At 61.3% G+C, this 14,529-nt stretch carries 16 protein-coding genes; all 16 read right to left on the reverse strand.

Annotation, left to right across the window (positions count from 1 at the left end; translation table 11 throughout):
• Positions 1 to 31: 31 nt before the first annotated feature.
• Positions 32 to 748, reverse strand: a complete 717-nt coding sequence (locus HJA_RS12820) for a molecular chaperone DjiA (RefSeq protein WP_035582926.1) — start codon at positions 746 to 748, stop codon at positions 32 to 34.
• Positions 749 to 825: 77 nt separating this feature from the next.
• Positions 826 to 1,719 carry an ion transporter gene (locus HJA_RS12825; RefSeq protein ID WP_051597668.1) on the reverse strand — a complete coding sequence of 298 codons (894 nt, stop codon included), beginning with the start codon at positions 1,717 to 1,719 and terminating at the stop codon, positions 826 to 828.
• Between the two features lie 110 nt (positions 1,720 to 1,829).
• Positions 1,830 to 2,303 (reverse strand): YybH family protein, encoded by a 474-nt coding sequence (locus HJA_RS12830; RefSeq protein WP_035582928.1) that lies wholly within the window; start codon positions 2,301 to 2,303, stop codon positions 1,830 to 1,832.
• A 72-nt stretch (positions 2,304 to 2,375) separates the two neighbouring features.
• Positions 2,376 to 2,912 carry an HdeD family acid-resistance protein gene (locus HJA_RS12835; protein ID WP_081814693.1) on the reverse strand — a complete coding sequence of 179 codons (537 nt, stop codon included), beginning with the start codon at positions 2,910 to 2,912 and terminating at the stop codon, positions 2,376 to 2,378.
• Positions 2,905 to 4,647 carry an AmpG family muropeptide MFS transporter gene (locus HJA_RS12840; protein ID WP_162177059.1) on the reverse strand — a complete coding sequence of 581 codons (1,743 nt, stop codon included), beginning with the start codon at positions 4,645 to 4,647 and terminating at the stop codon, positions 2,905 to 2,907. Before HJA_RS12840 ends, HJA_RS12835 begins: the two co-directional genes overlap by 8 nt.
• On the reverse strand, positions 4,644 to 6,128 hold the full coding sequence (locus HJA_RS12845; RefSeq protein ID WP_035582931.1) for an ATP-binding protein: 1,485 nt from the start codon (positions 6,126 to 6,128) through the stop codon (positions 4,644 to 4,646). Before HJA_RS12845 ends, HJA_RS12840 begins: the two co-directional genes overlap by 4 nt.
• A 66-nt stretch (positions 6,129 to 6,194) precedes the next feature.
• Positions 6,195 to 7,742, reverse strand: coding sequence for a YifB family Mg chelatase-like AAA ATPase (locus HJA_RS12850; protein WP_035582933.1), 1,548 nt, complete (start codon positions 7,740 to 7,742; stop codon positions 6,195 to 6,197).
• Between the two features lie 69 nt (positions 7,743 to 7,811).
• Entirely contained in the window at positions 7,812 to 8,786 is a 975-nt protein-coding gene (gene dusA / locus HJA_RS12855; protein WP_035583073.1) for a tRNA dihydrouridine(20/20a) synthase DusA, read from the reverse strand.
• A 45-nt stretch (positions 8,787 to 8,831) separates the two neighbouring features.
• Positions 8,832 to 9,167, reverse strand: a complete 336-nt coding sequence (locus tag HJA_RS12860) for a hypothetical protein (protein ID WP_035582934.1) — start codon at positions 9,165 to 9,167, stop codon at positions 8,832 to 8,834.
• Positions 9,168 to 9,170: 3 nt separating this feature from the next.
• Complete coding sequence (locus HJA_RS12865) at positions 9,171 to 10,247, reverse strand: EscU/YscU/HrcU family type III secretion system export apparatus switch protein (RefSeq protein ID WP_035582935.1); 1,077 nt, start codon at positions 10,245 to 10,247, stop codon at positions 9,171 to 9,173.
• A gap of 8 nt (positions 10,248 to 10,255) precedes the next feature.
• Positions 10,256 to 11,011 carry a flagellar biosynthetic protein FliR gene (locus tag HJA_RS12870; protein WP_155839983.1) on the reverse strand — a complete coding sequence of 252 codons (756 nt, stop codon included), beginning with the start codon at positions 11,009 to 11,011 and terminating at the stop codon, positions 10,256 to 10,258.
• Complete coding sequence (locus tag HJA_RS12875) at positions 11,011 to 13,029, reverse strand: FHIPEP family type III secretion protein (RefSeq protein ID WP_051597688.1); 2,019 nt, start codon at positions 13,027 to 13,029, stop codon at positions 11,011 to 11,013. Before HJA_RS12875 ends, HJA_RS12870 begins: the two co-directional genes overlap by 1 nt.
• Before the next feature lie 68 nt (positions 13,030 to 13,097).
• Positions 13,098 to 13,361: a flagellar biosynthetic protein FliQ gene (locus HJA_RS12880; RefSeq protein ID WP_034762145.1), complete on the reverse strand. Its 264-nt coding sequence runs from the start codon at positions 13,359 to 13,361 to the stop codon at positions 13,098 to 13,100.
• A gap of 16 nt (positions 13,362 to 13,377) precedes the next feature.
• A complete protein-coding gene (gene fliE / locus HJA_RS12885; protein ID WP_035582947.1) occupies positions 13,378 to 13,683 on the reverse strand; it encodes a flagellar hook-basal body complex protein FliE in 306 nt (101 codons plus the stop codon).
• 23 nt (positions 13,684 to 13,706) lie between these two features.
• Positions 13,707 to 14,090 (reverse strand): flagellar basal body rod C-terminal domain-containing protein, encoded by a 384-nt coding sequence (locus HJA_RS12890; protein WP_035582948.1) that lies wholly within the window; start codon positions 14,088 to 14,090, stop codon positions 13,707 to 13,709.
• Positions 14,091 to 14,101: 11 nt separating this feature from the next.
• The gene (locus tag HJA_RS12895) at positions 14,102 to 14,458 is read right to left on the reverse strand and encodes a flagellar biosynthesis protein FlgB (RefSeq protein ID WP_035582949.1); all 357 of its coding nucleotides are present in this window, start codon (positions 14,456 to 14,458) and stop codon (positions 14,102 to 14,104) included.
• Between the last annotated feature and the right edge of the window lie 71 nt (positions 14,459 to 14,529).

A 14,529-nucleotide genomic window follows, 5' to 3' on the forward strand; every position in this document is an offset into this window, starting at 1 on the left:
ATACGGCACCTGACAGAAACTTACGGTCTGCTCAGGAATCCTGCCGGATCAGCAGGCCGCGCTCTGTCCGGATCTGGGCATAAGCGGCTGTAATCGCAGCGGCTTTCGCGTGCGCGGCATCCTCGAATTCCCGCGGCGCGCCCATCTGGATGACACGGTCCGGATGATGATCCGCCATCAGCCGGCGATAGGCAGCGCGGATGACACCGAACTCGGCATCATGCGCCACGCCCAGCACGTGATAGGGATCGTTCCGGTCCGGCCCCATATGCGCGGCCTTGATCCGGCGGAAAGTTGCCTCGCTGAAGCCGAAGGCTTCCGACACATTCTGCAGATAGGTCAGCTCGTCCTGTGTAATGACGCCATCAGCACCCGCGATCTGGAACAGGCCATCCATCACACCTTCCAGCAGGCAGGGCCGGTCATGGTAGCGCCGCCCGATGCGGCGGGCATAGCCCTCGTATCCGCGCACCGTCTGGCGGGCGAGATTGAACACCCGGCGCACATTGTCAGCCTCTTCCGGCGGCGCCCGGAAGACGCGGGAGAAGACCATGATTTCCTTGTCGGAGACGGTCCCGTCCGCCTTGGCGAGCTTCGCCCCAAGGCCCACAACCGCAGCGGTAAAGCCCACATCGTTCGGGTCCGGCGCGCACGGAACCTCCCCCGGCTCGCGGGGCTCGTCGTCATGCGTGATGTCGGGATCAAAAAGGCGTCTGCCGCCTTCAAGAAGTCGCGTCCACAGGCTCATCGTTGGCGCCTTATAGCAGGATTTTCAGAACTTGGGAGGCCGCGTTGCTGACAGTTCTGTGAAGCGGGCTTAATGAGTCAGGCCTCCGGTGGCCTGTCGCGGACCGCCACGGCGACTTTAAGCTCGGCCATTTCCTGTTGCAACTGCTTCAGAGCTGCCAGGATCTCGTGACGGGCATCGTCGGCTTCTTCCCGCTCCTCCTCGAACTCTTCCTCCAGGTCCTCAAGGCCTTCTTCCAGAAGTGTTTTCTGCTCGGCCGCCAGCGAATCCACGACCAGGGCGATGAACAGGTTGAGAATGGCAAAACTCGCCACGAAGATGAAAATCAGGAAGAATACCCACGCCATCGGGTGTCCGTCATCGATGACTTTCTGCATGACCTCAAACCGCCAGCCATCCATGGTCATGACCTGGAACAGCGACAGCGCAGAGCTCGGCAAGTCGCCGAACAGCTGGCGCACTTCCTCGGTCTCGGTATTGCCGAACATATTGGTCGCCATCACCGCTGCGACATAGGTCACCAGCGCCAGCACGGCGACGATCGCGCCCATGCCCGGCAGGGCCTTCAGAAGGGCCTCGGTAATCCGGCGCATGACCGGAACGACGTGCAGCAGACGCAATACCCGCAGCACCCTCAGGGCCCGCAGCACACTGAACGCGCCGCCGCCGGGGATCAGTGAAATGCCGACGACGATAAAGTCGAACCAGTTCCAGCCGACCCGGAAGAACTGGAGCCGGTAGACCACCAGTTTCAGCAGGATCTCCACTGCGAAAATATAGGTGATCCCATGGTCGATCATCTCAAGCGCGACAACCAGGCCGCCGGGCAGCGAGTGCCGGTAGGTCAGGATGCCCAGGATCACTGCATTGAAGATGATGAGTCCGGTGATGAAACTGCGGAACCAGGGCCGCTCAATCGAGCGTTCCAGGGCGAAGTTCGCCGTCTCCTGGTCGAGTGTCGCTCGCTTCATGCCGGTCCCCTGATCCTGTGGCCGCACAGGGCCAATGCCCGCTTTTTGCCGTCAAAGCGCTGGCCTGCCAAGCCGGAGGCCTGAGGTCATTTCATGGCAGGCCGATGGCCTCAGTCGGCCGAGGTGGTCGTATCCGAGACGATCTTCCACTCGCCGCCCATCTTGCGGAGCACCAGCGTATAGAGCCCCCATGGTGTGCCTTCGCGGCCTTCCAGCTTCCACCGGCCGTGCGCGACGGCTGCATCAGGCCCCAGCAGTACGATCTCATATTCATCTGTCAGCAGCGTGCCCATCGTCTCCGGGCCGCCATACGTGGCGTGATAGCGGGCATTGGTCTCGTCCCAGCCGCGCGTGACCTTGCCGCCTGAGGCGAACCGCAGCTCAGGTGACTGCCAGTAGCCCTTCATGAAGCCGTCAATATCGCCGCGGTTCCACGCCGCATCCTGCGCATCCAGCAGCGCGGTGATCGCGGCAGTTTCGGCTTCGCTTTGCACATTGATGGCCGAGATCGGCGCGCTGTCCTGCGTGGTACACCCCGCAAGCGGCAGAAGAGCAATGGCAGCGGCGGCAAACAGCGGTTTCATGGGAAAGCTCCGGCAGAGAATGGTGCCCGGAGCCTAGTGCGCGCCGCCGCGAGGGACCAGCCCCTTCCCGTGTCAGAGGTCGCGGAGCATCAGCCCGGCCGCCACGAGCCAAAGCCCGTTGGACAGAAGGTCGATGCCCAGAAGCAGGCCCAGCAAGGTCGCCGCCGCTTCCGGCAAATTCATCAGGACGAAGACCGACAGAAGAATCGAAATCGTGCCGCCAACGACCAGCCACAGCCATGGCCGGAACGGGCGCAGATTGGTCCCCGCCAGCACGAGAATCACCCCTTCCAGCATGAACAGGAAAGCCAGGATCAGCGTCAGCGAGACGAGTCCGCCGAGCACATTCGTCGCCAGCATGACGCCCAGAAGAATCTGCAGCACCCCCAGCCCCAGATCGAACCAGGACAGTCCAAAAGGCGAGCGCAGCGTGAAGGCCACCTGCATCACGCCCAGCAGAATGAACAGGAAGGCCACAAGCTGCAGTACGAAAACCGACGCCGCATAAGGATTGAGAAGCGCAAACATGCCGCCCAGTAGCGACAGCACACCCATTGCCACGTAAAGCCGCCAGTGTCCGCCGAGCCCTTTGGGTCGTTGATTATCCATTTGCCGCTCCTTCTCTTGCCAGGCGGGCCACACGCGCCTGGCGCCACCATTCCACGATGCTTAGCAGGACCGCGACGCCGCCCAGCCAGAAAGTGACGATGAAAACCGGATAGAAGCCATTCGACTCGATCATCGCGCCCAGCCAGGGCCGGCCGAGCGTGCCGATCAGCATGGTCAACGACGCAAGCAGTGCATACTGGACCGCCGCAAAGCGCGGATTCACGACCGCCGTCAGATAGGCCGTCATGGCCACAAGTGCGAACCCGCCCGCAATGTTCTCGGCAAAGATGGTGATCATCAGCCTGGCCAGGCGCTGGCTGTGATCTGCCGGCAGGGTGATCTCCTGTGGCTGGAGTTTCGCCGCAAAGTCCGCAAAGGCGATCAGTGGCCCGTCGAGATGCGTGACGGCCAGGAAGGCATCTACGGCATGCGCCCCGTGGGCGAGATCCGCGTAGAGCAGGTTGGTCGCCGCCGCCACGACGCCGCCGACAAAGAAGACCGGCATCCGGCCGATAGTTGCGATCAGCGTCGCTCCGATCAGCGAACCGAGAATGGTCGCAATCACGCCGAAGAATTTGGAGGCGATCGCCACATCGTCCAGCGTATGGCCAAGCGCATCGAGATCGCTGCGCAGGTAAAACGGATAGGCGAATGAACCCCAGACGGCATCGGTAAAACGATAGGTCAACGCCAAAGCGAGCACGAGGATCGTCCACCAGCGAAGCCGGTAGATCAGGTCCATCAGGGGGTCGAAGATCGCGCGGAACAGGGTCGCGACCAGCTTGCTGCGCCGGCTCTGACCGGGCGAGAACAGCGGCGCATCGACCGCCTCCCCCTTGTTCCGGACGAGCAGGACCGCGGCCACGACTGACGGCACGATCACGGTCAGGATCACAATGATGGGCCCCTGCTCCGATACGAATGTGCGCGAGGAAATGTCTGCATTGAAGCCGAGCCGCATGACCGCGAAGGAGGCAATCATGACAAAAGCCGTCGCCCAGCAGGCCGCAACGAAGGCCACTGCCGGCGCTGCCTCACGCCCCGGCACGGACGGCAGGAAGCTGAGGCGTGTCGTGTGTTCGTGCTTGTTATACTCAGGCTCCGGCGCCAGCAGGCTGCCCAGAATGGTCAGGCCGACAAATCCGGCCATCATCACATAGGCGACGGACCACCCGCCGCGCGCTGCAACCAGCAATGCGACGAAGCCGGATATGAACCCGCCCGACTTGTAGCCGAACTGATAGAGGGCGGACATCAGGTCCTTGTCTTCTTCAGACCGGGCGACCTCGATCCGCCAGGCGTCGAGGATGATGTCATGCGTGGGCCCGAGGATCAGGATCACGAAACAGATCAGTGCAACGAGCCCGATATTCTGCGGCGGATTGGAGAAGGCCAGTACCGCCAGCAGCACGGCAATCGAGGCCTGGCAAAGGATCAGCCAGGACCGCCGCCCGCCGACACGAATGAACGGCACGCCATGCGGCGTCTGGAACAAGGGCGCCCAGAGATATTTGAACGAGTACCCGATGGCGACGAGAGACAGGACACCAATCGTGTCTGTGTCGATACCTTCCTGCGTCAACCAGGCTGTCAGCACGCCAACAATGGCGCCATAAGGTATGCTGGCCGCGAAGGCGAGGATCAGCATCGCCGCCATGCGCCGGTCTTTCAGCGCCCGGAAAGCGCGCGCCGCCCGGGAGGGCTGATTCACCGGAAGCGCGGCATTGCCGCTCATGCAGCGCCGGCCTTCTCGGCAGCGCCGGTCCATTTGATCGCCAGGGTGCGCAGAGCCTGAGGCTCGATCGGCTTGGCAACCACATCATTCGCCCCGGCAGTCCTGGCCTGACGTTCGATGTCGGCGTTCACTTCGGCGGAGACGGCGATGACCGGCACGTCCGAACCGCCGGCACGCAACTGGCGCATGGCTTCGAACCCATCCATTTCGGGCATACGGAGATCCATCAGGACCAGGGCGGGATTCATGCTTTTCGCGGCCTCCAGCGCTTCTATACCTGTGGACGCGACTGTGACGGTAAATCCGGCCGATTCCAAGGCGCGCCGTGCAATCATCGCATTGACCGGATTGTCGTCCGCAATCAGCACCCGTCCGGCACCTGTCAGCTTTTCAGGCTCTTCGACCGGCAAGCCGCCCGTTTTCACGACAAAAATACGCTCAATCAGCGACGAGGCTCTCAGCGGACGCACGAGCCATCCGGCACAGCCCATCGCCTTGAAACGCGCAATGGCGCCCCGGTCTTCGGGTCTCAGCACGATCAGGGCCGGCGCCTTGCGGGCGAGCGCGCGCACCGTTTCCTCCGGCTGCTCCGCCCCGATCAGCAGCACATCGACGTCCGGCGGCACATAGCCGGATGACACATCGATCCGCACAGGCCGGGCGGAGGCATTGATGAGGGCCGCCGTCGTCGACAGGCAGGTCGCGGGCGGCAGGCCCGCAATTCCGACCACAGCATCCAGGACCGGCAGGTCATGCGTCGCTGGCAAGTCCGCCTTTTCCAGGGGAAGAAATACGGAAAAACAGGTGCCAAGGCCGGGTTCCCCGGTGACTTCGATCTTCCCGCCCAGCAGGTCTGTCAGGCGCTTGACGATGGCAAGGCCAAGTCCGACGCCGCCATCCTTGTAAGCGTCCTGCCGGCTGGTCTGGCGGAAGGCTTCGAAAAGGCGCTCCCGGTCTTCCGGGGCAATGCCCGGGCCGGTGTCGATGATGCGGTATTCCAGCCCGTCCTCATGCGCGCAGATGTCGAGCAGGACAGCGCCGCTTTCGGTAAACTTCAGCGCATTGCCCACGAGATTGAACAGGATCTGGCGGATCCGGCCGGCATCGCCCGAATAGGACGGCATCGGCAGGACCGAGGCACGCGCAGCGATGTCCAGCCCCGCAGCATGGGCGCGCGGGCTCAGCAATTCCATCACTTCCCGGCCAAGCCGGACCGGGCAGAATGCCTCGGTTTCCAGTTCGATGGCTGAGGCATCGAGGCGCGCATAATCGAGCACATTGTTCAGGAGATCCAGCAGACGGGAACCGCTGAGCCGGATGGCTTCGGCATATTCCCGCTGGGCCGGTTCCAGTTCCGTTTCCAGCAACAAGGACACTGTGCCGAGAATCCCGTTCAGCGGCGTGCGGATTTCATGGCTCGCAGCGGCGAGGAATGTCTCTTGCGGGCGATGCTCGCCCGGCGGCAGGGGGGACTTGGTCATGGCCGTATCCTGCAACAGACGCTTTAGGATTTGTTTAAATCCGCCGCATGTTTCAACGGCCGTTTGCTAACGGGCCATGGCCTCCGCATTGACCCCCTCGCCCTGACCCGCCGGACGCTGGCGGTAAGAGAGTGCTTCAGCAATGTGTACGCGGCGTACAGCATCTGATCCGTCCAGGTCCGCAATGGTCCGGGCCACTTTCAGCACGCGGGAATAACCTCGCGCCGTCAGATTCAGCCGGGACGCGGCATCGGCCAGCAGCGTGGCGCCCGGCTGGTCCGGCCGGGCCACCTTTTCCAGTTCGGGAAGCGGCGCATCCGCATTGACCGGCCGGCGCGTGTCGTCGCCCGTCTCGCCGAACCGGTCAGCCTGGATGTCCCGCGCGGCAGCCACACGGGCCCGGGCTTCAGCAGTGCCCTCTGTGGGCGGCGGCAAAGCAAGGTCCACAGCTGTGACCGGTGGGGTGTCGAAATACAGGTCGATCCGGTCAAGAAACGGGCCTGACAAGCGGGACTGGTACTGCTGGGCGCATTTCGGACCGCGTGTACAGGCGGCCGCGCCGGGACCACCCCCGCACCGGCAGGGATTCATGGCCGCGATCAGCTGAAAGCGCGCCGGATACCGCACATGCCGGTTCGCCCGGGCCACCACGGCCTCCCCCGCCTCCAGCGGCTGGCGCAAACTGTCCAGCACATGGGCCGGGAATTCCGGCAGCTCATCCAGGAACAGAACGCCATGATGCGCCAGCGACACTTCTCCCGGCTTCGCCTTGATCCCGCCACCGACAAGCGCCGCCATGGAAGCAGAGTGGTGCGGCGCCCGAAACGGCCGGGTCCGCGACAGGCGTCCCCTTTCCAGGAGGCCGGAAATCGACTGGATCTGCGAGACTTCCAGCAATTCCCGGGCACTAAGTGGCGGCAGCAGGCCAGGCAGGCGCTGAGCGAGCATCGATTTGCCCGATCCTGGCGGACCACAAAACAGGAGATTGTGCCCCCCCGCAGCGGCGATCTCCAGCACGCGTTTGGCCCCCTCCTGCCCTTTCACATCCCTAAGGTCCGGACCCGGCGGCGGCTCTGCCAGCTGGCCTGCCTTCGGCGCACCAATTGCTTCGCGTCCGGTGAAATGATTGATCAGGGCAATAAGGCTGCGCGCCGCAATCACACTGCCGCCAGCCCAGGCTGCTTCGGCCCCGCAAATTTCCGGACAGATCAGGCGCAAATCCATGGCCTCGGCCGCCATGGCCGCAGGCAAGACACCAACCGTCTCCCCGAGGCTCCCATCCAGGGAGAGCTCACCAATCGCCGCATAGCCTTCCAACTGGTCAGCCGGGATCACGCCCATGATGGCCAGCATGGCAAGCGCGATGGCAAGATCATAATGGCTGCCTTCTTTCGGCAAGTCTGCTGGGGCGAGGTTCACGATCACCCGTTTCGGCGGCAAAGCGAGCCCGAGGGATGCGAACGCGGCGCGCACACGCTCCCGGCTTTCGCCCACAGCCTTGTCAGGCAGGCCGACGATATGGAAGTTCGGATTTCCGCCCGTGAGTTGCACCTGAACGTCGACAGGCTGCGCCTCGACGCCCTCGAATGCAAATGTGGTAACCCTGCAGACCATCGCCTTTTCCCTTCCAGCGAGAAAAGGGTTAACACGCACCCGCGAACAAATAAAGAACAAATTAAAGGGTCAGACTGGCGCCCGTTCGGTCACAGCTTCCAGCGCGGCGTCGAGAACTTCCAGCCCTGCCCCGGCGCGTGGGGCGCGCTCAGACAAGGTCCGCCGCCAGAGGCGCGCGCCCGGCCGGCCGTTAAAGAGGCCCAGCATATGCCGCGTCATACCGTGCAGGCCGACACCCTCGGCCAAACGCGCGGCCATATAGGGGCGGTAAGCCTCCACCGCTTCGAATGGCGAGCGCACCTCCCCCTCCCCGAACAGTACGGCATCGACTTCGCCGAGCAGGGCGGGCGTCTGGTAAGCGGCCCGACCGAGCATGACCCCGTCGAACCGCGTCAGGTGTTCTGTACACGCCTCAATATCGGGAATACCGCCATTCAGGATGATGGTCAGGTCCGGCCGCGCGGCCTTCAGTTCCGCGACCAGATCATAGTCGAGTGGCGGGATGTCCCGGTTTTCCTTTGGCGACAGGCCTTTCAGCCAAGCCTTTCGGGCATGCACTGTGAAGATGCTGCACCCAGCCGCAGAGACCTTGTCGATGAAGGTGAACAACGTCTCCCGCGCGGGCAGGTCGTCAATGGCAATCCGGCACTTCACCGTCACCGGGATCGACACCGCTGCCTTCATCGCCGCGATGCAGTCCGCCACAAGATCGGGCTCCGCCATCAGGCAGGCCCCAAACGCGCCGGACTGCACCCGTTCTGACGGGCAACCGCAATTAAGGTTCACCTCATCATAGCCGAAGCCTTCGGCGATGCGCGCCGCCTCGGCCAGCTTCTGCGGCTCACTCCCGCCAAGCTGTAGAACCACTGTATGCTCTGCCTCATTAAACCCGATCAGCCTTTGGCGATCCCCATGGATCACGGCGTCTGCGGTCACCATTTCCGTCCACAGCAAGGCGCGCTTTGACAGGCACCGGTGAAACGCCCGGCAATGCCGGTCGGTCCAGTCCATCATCGGGGCCACGGAGAAACGATAGTCGAGCATGGGCGGTCTTGTGGCGATCTGGCCGTCAAAGATCAAGCATCGGGGTCAGAGCCGTCCGGCTTCCCGGCGCAGCCGCTCTTCTGAATCGAAGGCCCGTTTGAGCGCTTCGCGCGCCGCCAGAAACTCGGCTTCCTTCTCGGTGATCTTTGCGCGGCAGGCCTGAATGGCGAAAGTCTGGCGCTGGGCGTAGCCATGCTCATAGGACAGAATATGGGACTCGATCCCGCCCGCCTCGCCATTCAGGGAGGCAAGATCGGCTTCGAGGCGGTGCAAGTCTGCTTTAAGGGCGGTGAGTTCCTGCTGAACGCTCAGCAGGTCCTGCTCCGCCCGCTGGCGTTTGAGAGCGACAAGCTTCTGCAGCGGCGGACCTTTCTGCGCCATCCCCTACTCCATATGCCGCTTTACGCGCTCGACGAAATTGATCGCGGCGGCCACGGCAGCGAAGTGTTCAGGGCGAATTTCCTCGTCCACTTCGACAAGACTGTACATGGACCGCGCCGCCGGCGGATCACGATAGATCGGCACATTGTTGGCGGTTGCCACTTCGCGGATGCGAGCCGCGAGATGATCAACGCCCTTGGCCACGCAGACCGGCGCCTTGCTGGACTCCGGGTCCCATTTCAGGGCCACGGCGTAATGCTCCGGGTTCACCATAACGACGGTGGCATCCTTCACATTGGTCAGCATCTGGCCGCGGGTGATTTTCTGCGCCTTCTGCCGGCGTTGCTGTTTCAGCTGCGGGTCACCTTCGGACTGTTTCAGTTCCTTTTTCATCTCCTCGCGCGTCATCTTCAGCTGGTTGGCATGGAGACGACGCTGAAGCGGCAGGTCGATCGCCGCAAGTACGAACTGGAACAGAAGAAACCAGAAGATCAGTTTCAGCACCTGGCTGAAAGTGAATTCCGCAAACTGCCCCTGTTGGATCGCGCTGGATGAATAATAATCCTGAGCGAGCTGTATCAGGAAGACGACGGCAATTGTGGCCGCGAAGACCAGCTTGACCGTGTCCTTCAGGAAATCCAGCAGCCCTCTGGCGCCATACTTCTTCTTGAGGTTCTCGACAGGCGACAGCTTTTTTGGATCCGCCTGAATTTTCTTGGCGGAAAAGGAAATCGAACGCTGTGCGACCAGGGCCAGCAGCACGATGGCACCCAGGATCAGGAGGATCGGCGCGAACTTGACCAGCGTGCTGGAAAACCAGCTGCGCGTTTCCGCGCCGCCCGAATCGAAGATGTCCTCCGAAAACGCATCAGCGTGGTAGAGCATGGACGAAAAGTCCTGGAACACCGAATTGCCGATTGCGACCTGCAGGACGACCGCCGCGACCATCGCCCCGACAATCAGGGCCAGCGTGTTGGCTTCCTTTGACTGCGGAACATTGCCTTCCTCGCGCGCCTGCTGGCGGCGCTGCTCGGTGGCCTCGAATTCCTTTTCACCGCTATCTGTGTCCTGCTCGGCCATGGTCTACCTCACTGCCAGACCACAATATCAGGGATGCGGCCTTCCCACACCACCAGCATACCCATGATCGACAGGGCCAGCAGGATGATGCCCGCACCGATCATCAGCGGTGCACCGACAAAGGCCACCATCAGCGAAGGCAACGCCTTGTTGATGAAGCCGAGGCAGATATTGTACAGCAAGTTCACCGCCACAAAGGGCCAGGCCAGCATGATGGCCAGCCCGAAGGCAGACAGAAAGGCCTGGACGAGCATGTCCTGGTTCATGGCTTCCAGTGCGCCGATCGGCACGTCCGTATAGAGGCGCAAAAGGCTGGCAATCGCCTTGATGTGGAAGTCTGCGGAGAGCAGCAGCGCTGCCCCGGCCATCGACAGAAGATTCGCGGTCATCGTCTGCTGTTCGTGTTCAAGCGCCACACCCAGCAGCTGCGACAGGCCGATAGCCTGTGAAATTACAGTTCCGGCGATGCTGAGCATCCAGATCGTGACTCTCAGAACAACGCCCAGCGCGAAACCGATGGCGACTTCTGTCGAGAGCACACCGGCATAAGACGCGAACGACTCTGTCGGCGGCGGAGACACAAAACCTGAAATCGAGAACATGGCGGACAGCGCCAGCAGGATCATCACCCGCATCTGAACCGGAATTGTCTGCTCACCAATCCCCGGCATGAAGAAGATGATGAAGCTGAGCCGGGCAACAATCACCATGACCAGCGCGATCCAGGCAGACAGCGCGTCCGGAACGGGCATGCCCAAAAGCATCAGACAACGCCGATGATATAGGGCTTCGTCTTGGCGTTGATTTCTTCATAGGCCAACACGGCATTGCGAATGCCCTTGCTGACAAGCACGGTCTGCAGGAAGCGGCGGCGGCGGGATGTGGTTGCGACAGCGGCGATCACGCCTTTCCGGGCAGCTTCATTCAGTTTCGACTGGACCGAATTCGTCAGTTCGCCGAACAGTTCCGGCGGCAGCGCGATGTCGCTGCTACCACTCTCATTGGTGATTTCATACTGGGCAAACTTCTGTTCCCAATTGGTGGATAGCTGGACCAGCGGCAGGCGCCCCTGTTCGTCCTGCAGGCGGTCCACGATCTGGAAGGCGAGCCGCTGGCGCACCATTTCCACAGACCGCTGGATATTCGCCCCTGCCTGTTTGGCCTCTGCGAGCGTCTCGATGATGAGGAAGAGATTGCGGATCGACACCCGCTCTTCAAGCAGGAGACGAACAACAGACAAGAGCAGTTCCGGAGTGACCTTGCCGGGAATGTATTCGTCCAGGAAGCGCCGGTTGGCAGCGGCCCGATCCGGATCGGATACCTTGGTCAGAGCATCAAGTGTGTCGAGCATCACCATGCGGGTAAAGATCAGCGAGAAGTTCGACTGGATGACTTCCAGCATATGGGTGGCCAGCACTTCGATCGGCTCAACCGCCGGAATGCCGGACGCTGCCAGTTCCTGCTTCTTGCCGGAGGCAAGCCAGCGCGCAGCCGCCTTGTAGACCGGCTCCTTGACTTTTTCTCCATCGAGATGGGGCAGCTGGTCATCCTCAAGCAGGGCGAGAACAGACCCAGGCCGCAGGAAACCGGAATCGATCCGCACGCCCTGGATGCGGATACGGTATTCGTTTTTCTTCAGGATCGGATTGTCCGTCATCCGGATCGGCGGAAGGACAAACCCATATTCTTCGGCAATGTACCTTCGGATCTTCTGGATCCGGCTTTCGAATCCGTTGTCGCCAAGCAAGACGAGGTTCACGAGGTCCGGCGCGACTTCGAGATGGATTTCGTCAGAGTGGATGGAGTCGCCAAACTTGACCGGTTCCGGTGCCTCATCCTCAAGGGCGAGCTCCTTGTCGGCTTCAGCCTTCTGATGCTGCTGATGGATGAACCAGGCAGCCGTGGCGAACCCGACGGCAGCCACCATGAACGGGAGGAATGGCAGGCCCGGGAACAGGGCAAACACGCCGAGAATCCCTGCAACGATAAACAGCGCAGTTGCGTTGGCACCCAGCTGGGCCACGAGCGCGAGGTCGATTGCTCCATCTTCCCTGCCCTTCGAGAGCAGAAGCGCGGCAGCGACGGACACGATCACGGCGGGGATCTGCGAGACGAGACCATCACCAACCGTCAGGATCGAATAATTGCTGAGCGCTTCAGAAAAGCTGAGATGATGCACCGTAAGGCCGATGCCGATCCCCGCAACGAGGTTCAGTGCCGTGATCAGCAGACCGGCAATCGCATCGCCCTTAACGAATTTCGACGCACCGTCCAGGGACCCGAGAAAGGCGGCTTCTTCCTGTTCCTTCTGACGGCGCTTCTTTGCCTCTTCGTGAGAAATTGCGCCGACTGCGAGATCGGAGTCGATGGCCAGCTGCTTGCCCGGCATGGCATCGAGGGCGAAACGGGCACCGACTTCAGCCATCCGGCCCGCACCCTTTGTGATGACCATGAAGTTCACAATTACCAGAACGCCAAACACCACAAGACCCACGAACAGATTTCCGCCCATGATGAACATGGCGAAGCCCTGGATAACCCCGCCGGCGGCGTCCGTTCCGGTATGACCATCACCGATGATCAGCTTCGTCGAAGACACGTTCAGCGCAAGGCGCAGGATCAGCGATGCGAGCAGTACGCTCGGAAAGGAGGAGAAATCCAGAGGTTTCTCGATGAAGATCGACGTGGTGAAGATCAGGATCGCAAAGGCGAACGAACAGGTCAGGCCGATGTCCATCACCCAGGCCGGAACCGGCAGGATCATGACCAGGATGACCATCATCAGGCCGATCGCCAGAAGCGCGGTAGGGTTCGACAGGCCAAAGAGTTTCTGAGTTTCCACGGCGGGGCCTATTCTGAAATGAGCGGCAGGACGTAATTATTGAAAAGGTCGAGCGCGATACGGGTCATGTAGCCAAGCGACAGGAAGAACACGACGACGACCGCAAAGATCTTCGGGATGAAGGTAAGGGTCATCTCCTGAATGGAGGTCAGCGCCTGAAGGAGACCAATGACGAAACCGAGGATGAGCGTCGTGATCAGGATCGGCATGGCCATCATGGCCGCGCCCCAGATATGCGCTCTCAGAACCTCGAAGATCTCCGCTTCAGACATGCCGTATTCTCAGGCCTCAGACCGGCATCCGCAGCAGTTCCTGATAAGCCTCGACCACCTTGTCACGGATGGTCACTGCCGCATCCAGCATCATCTCTGCATTTGCCAGCGCTTCGACCATGGCATGCGGGTCTGCCCCGGATACCGCCGTCTCCATGGCAGAGCCTTCCGCCTGCTGAAGGGCAGCTCGGAAATCGGAAATTCCTTCAGCGACGACGTTCTTGCCGTCACCAGTTTTTGCTGCAGCGCCCGCTGAACCGGCGGCATCTGCAGGACGCGTTGTGTTAAGCGCTGTATAAGCGCTGAACCCCACTGTCGACATTACCCATCTCCCCTCTTACCGCGTCAGCGGCGTAGAACATCCAGCAAAGACTGGTACATTGTGCGGGCCTGCTGAAACGAATTCAGGTTGGCCTCATACGTCCGGTTTGCGTCGCGTAAGTCCGCCATTTCCGTAATCAGGGAAACATTGGACATGGTGATGTAACCGTCCTGATCAGCCATCGGATGGGACGGGTCATACTCCCTCTGACCCGGTGTCTCATCCAGCATGACCTTGGTGGCAGCGAAGTCCGCGCCCTGTCCGGGCATGGCTTCCTGCAACAAGAGCTTGCGACGGTATCCCGGTGTGTCGACGTTGGAGATGTTCTCCGACGCGACGGTTACACGCCGCTGCTCCAGCGACATGCCGGAAACGGCCTGCATCATGATTTGCTTGAGCGGGTTCATTCAGACCTCCCTCAATATTTGCCAAGTGCCGTACGGAGCAGGTCGAGCGATTTGGAATAGACCGTCATTGCCTGTTCATGCTGCCCGGCGGCTTCTGCAGAGCGGAACATTTCCATTTCGATGCTGACCGAGTTGCCACTGGGCGACACGGGCGTGCCCGACTCGACAACTTTGAAAGACGTGTTGAGCCCGGTGTGAGACGCACTATTGGCCGCGCGGGAGAGGTAAGCCTCAAAGGATTCAAGCTCCTTGGCCTTGTATCCAGGCTCATCGGCATGCGCGATATTGGTCGCGCTGACCTTCTGGCTCTCTGCGGCGTAACGGGCCATCGCGCCGTAGATTTCAAAAAGCGGAAGCTGGGAAATCATGACAGACTCGTCTTGGTTAACTCGTTAACAAGACTTCAAGGGATAAGTTGAAGAAAGAGTTAACCGATTGC

Source organism: Hyphomonas jannaschiana VP2 (genome assembly GCF_000685215.1).
GTDB lineage: Bacteria > Pseudomonadota > Alphaproteobacteria > Caulobacterales > Hyphomonadaceae > Hyphomonas > Hyphomonas jannaschiana.

Excerpts from the sequence above, each read along its gene's own strand:
- HJA_RS12820 (WP_035582926.1), bottom strand. The coding sequence starts at position 748 with ATGAGCCTGTGGACGCGACTTCTTGAAGGCGGCAGACGCCTTTTTGAT.
- HJA_RS12825 (WP_051597668.1), bottom strand. The coding sequence starts at position 1,719 with ATGAAGCGAGCGACACTCGACCAGGAGACGGCGAACTTCGCCCTGGAA.
- HJA_RS12830 (WP_035582928.1), bottom strand. The coding sequence starts at position 2,303 with ATGAAACCGCTGTTTGCCGCCGCTGCCATTGCTCTTCTGCCGCTTGCG.
- HJA_RS12835 (WP_081814693.1), bottom strand. The coding sequence starts at position 2,912 with ATGGATAATCAACGACCCAAAGGGCTCGGCGGACACTGGCGGCTTTAC.
- HJA_RS12840 (WP_162177059.1), bottom strand. The coding sequence starts at position 4,647 with ATGAGCGGCAATGCCGCGCTTCCGGTGAATCAGCCCTCCCGGGCGGCG.
- HJA_RS12845 (WP_035582931.1), bottom strand. The coding sequence starts at position 6,128 with ATGACCAAGTCCCCCCTGCCGCCGGGCGAGCATCGCCCGCAAGAGACA.
- HJA_RS12850 (WP_035582933.1), bottom strand. The coding sequence starts at position 7,742 with ATGGTCTGCAGGGTTACCACATTTGCATTCGAGGGCGTCGAGGCGCAG.
- dusA (WP_035583073.1), bottom strand. The coding sequence starts at position 8,786 with ATGCTCGACTATCGTTTCTCCGTGGCCCCGATGATGGACTGGACCGAC.
- HJA_RS12860 (WP_035582934.1), bottom strand. The coding sequence starts at position 9,167 with ATGGCGCAGAAAGGTCCGCCGCTGCAGAAGCTTGTCGCTCTCAAACGC.
- HJA_RS12865 (WP_035582935.1), bottom strand. The coding sequence starts at position 10,247 with ATGGCCGAGCAGGACACAGATAGCGGTGAAAAGGAATTCGAGGCCACC.
- HJA_RS12870 (WP_155839983.1), bottom strand. The coding sequence starts at position 11,011 with ATGCTTTTGGGCATGCCCGTTCCGGACGCGCTGTCTGCCTGGATCGCG.
- HJA_RS12875 (WP_051597688.1), bottom strand. The coding sequence starts at position 13,029 with ATGATGGTCATCCTGGTCATGATCCTGCCGGTTCCGGCCTGGGTGATG.
- HJA_RS12880 (WP_034762145.1), bottom strand. The coding sequence starts at position 13,361 with ATGTCTGAAGCGGAGATCTTCGAGGTTCTGAGAGCGCATATCTGGGGC.
- fliE (WP_035582947.1), bottom strand. The coding sequence starts at position 13,683 with ATGTCGACAGTGGGGTTCAGCGCTTATACAGCGCTTAACACAACGCGT.
- HJA_RS12890 (WP_035582948.1), bottom strand. The coding sequence starts at position 14,090 with ATGAACCCGCTCAAGCAAATCATGATGCAGGCCGTTTCCGGCATGTCG.
- HJA_RS12895 (WP_035582949.1), bottom strand. The coding sequence starts at position 14,458 with ATGATTTCCCAGCTTCCGCTTTTTGAAATCTACGGCGCGATGGCCCGT.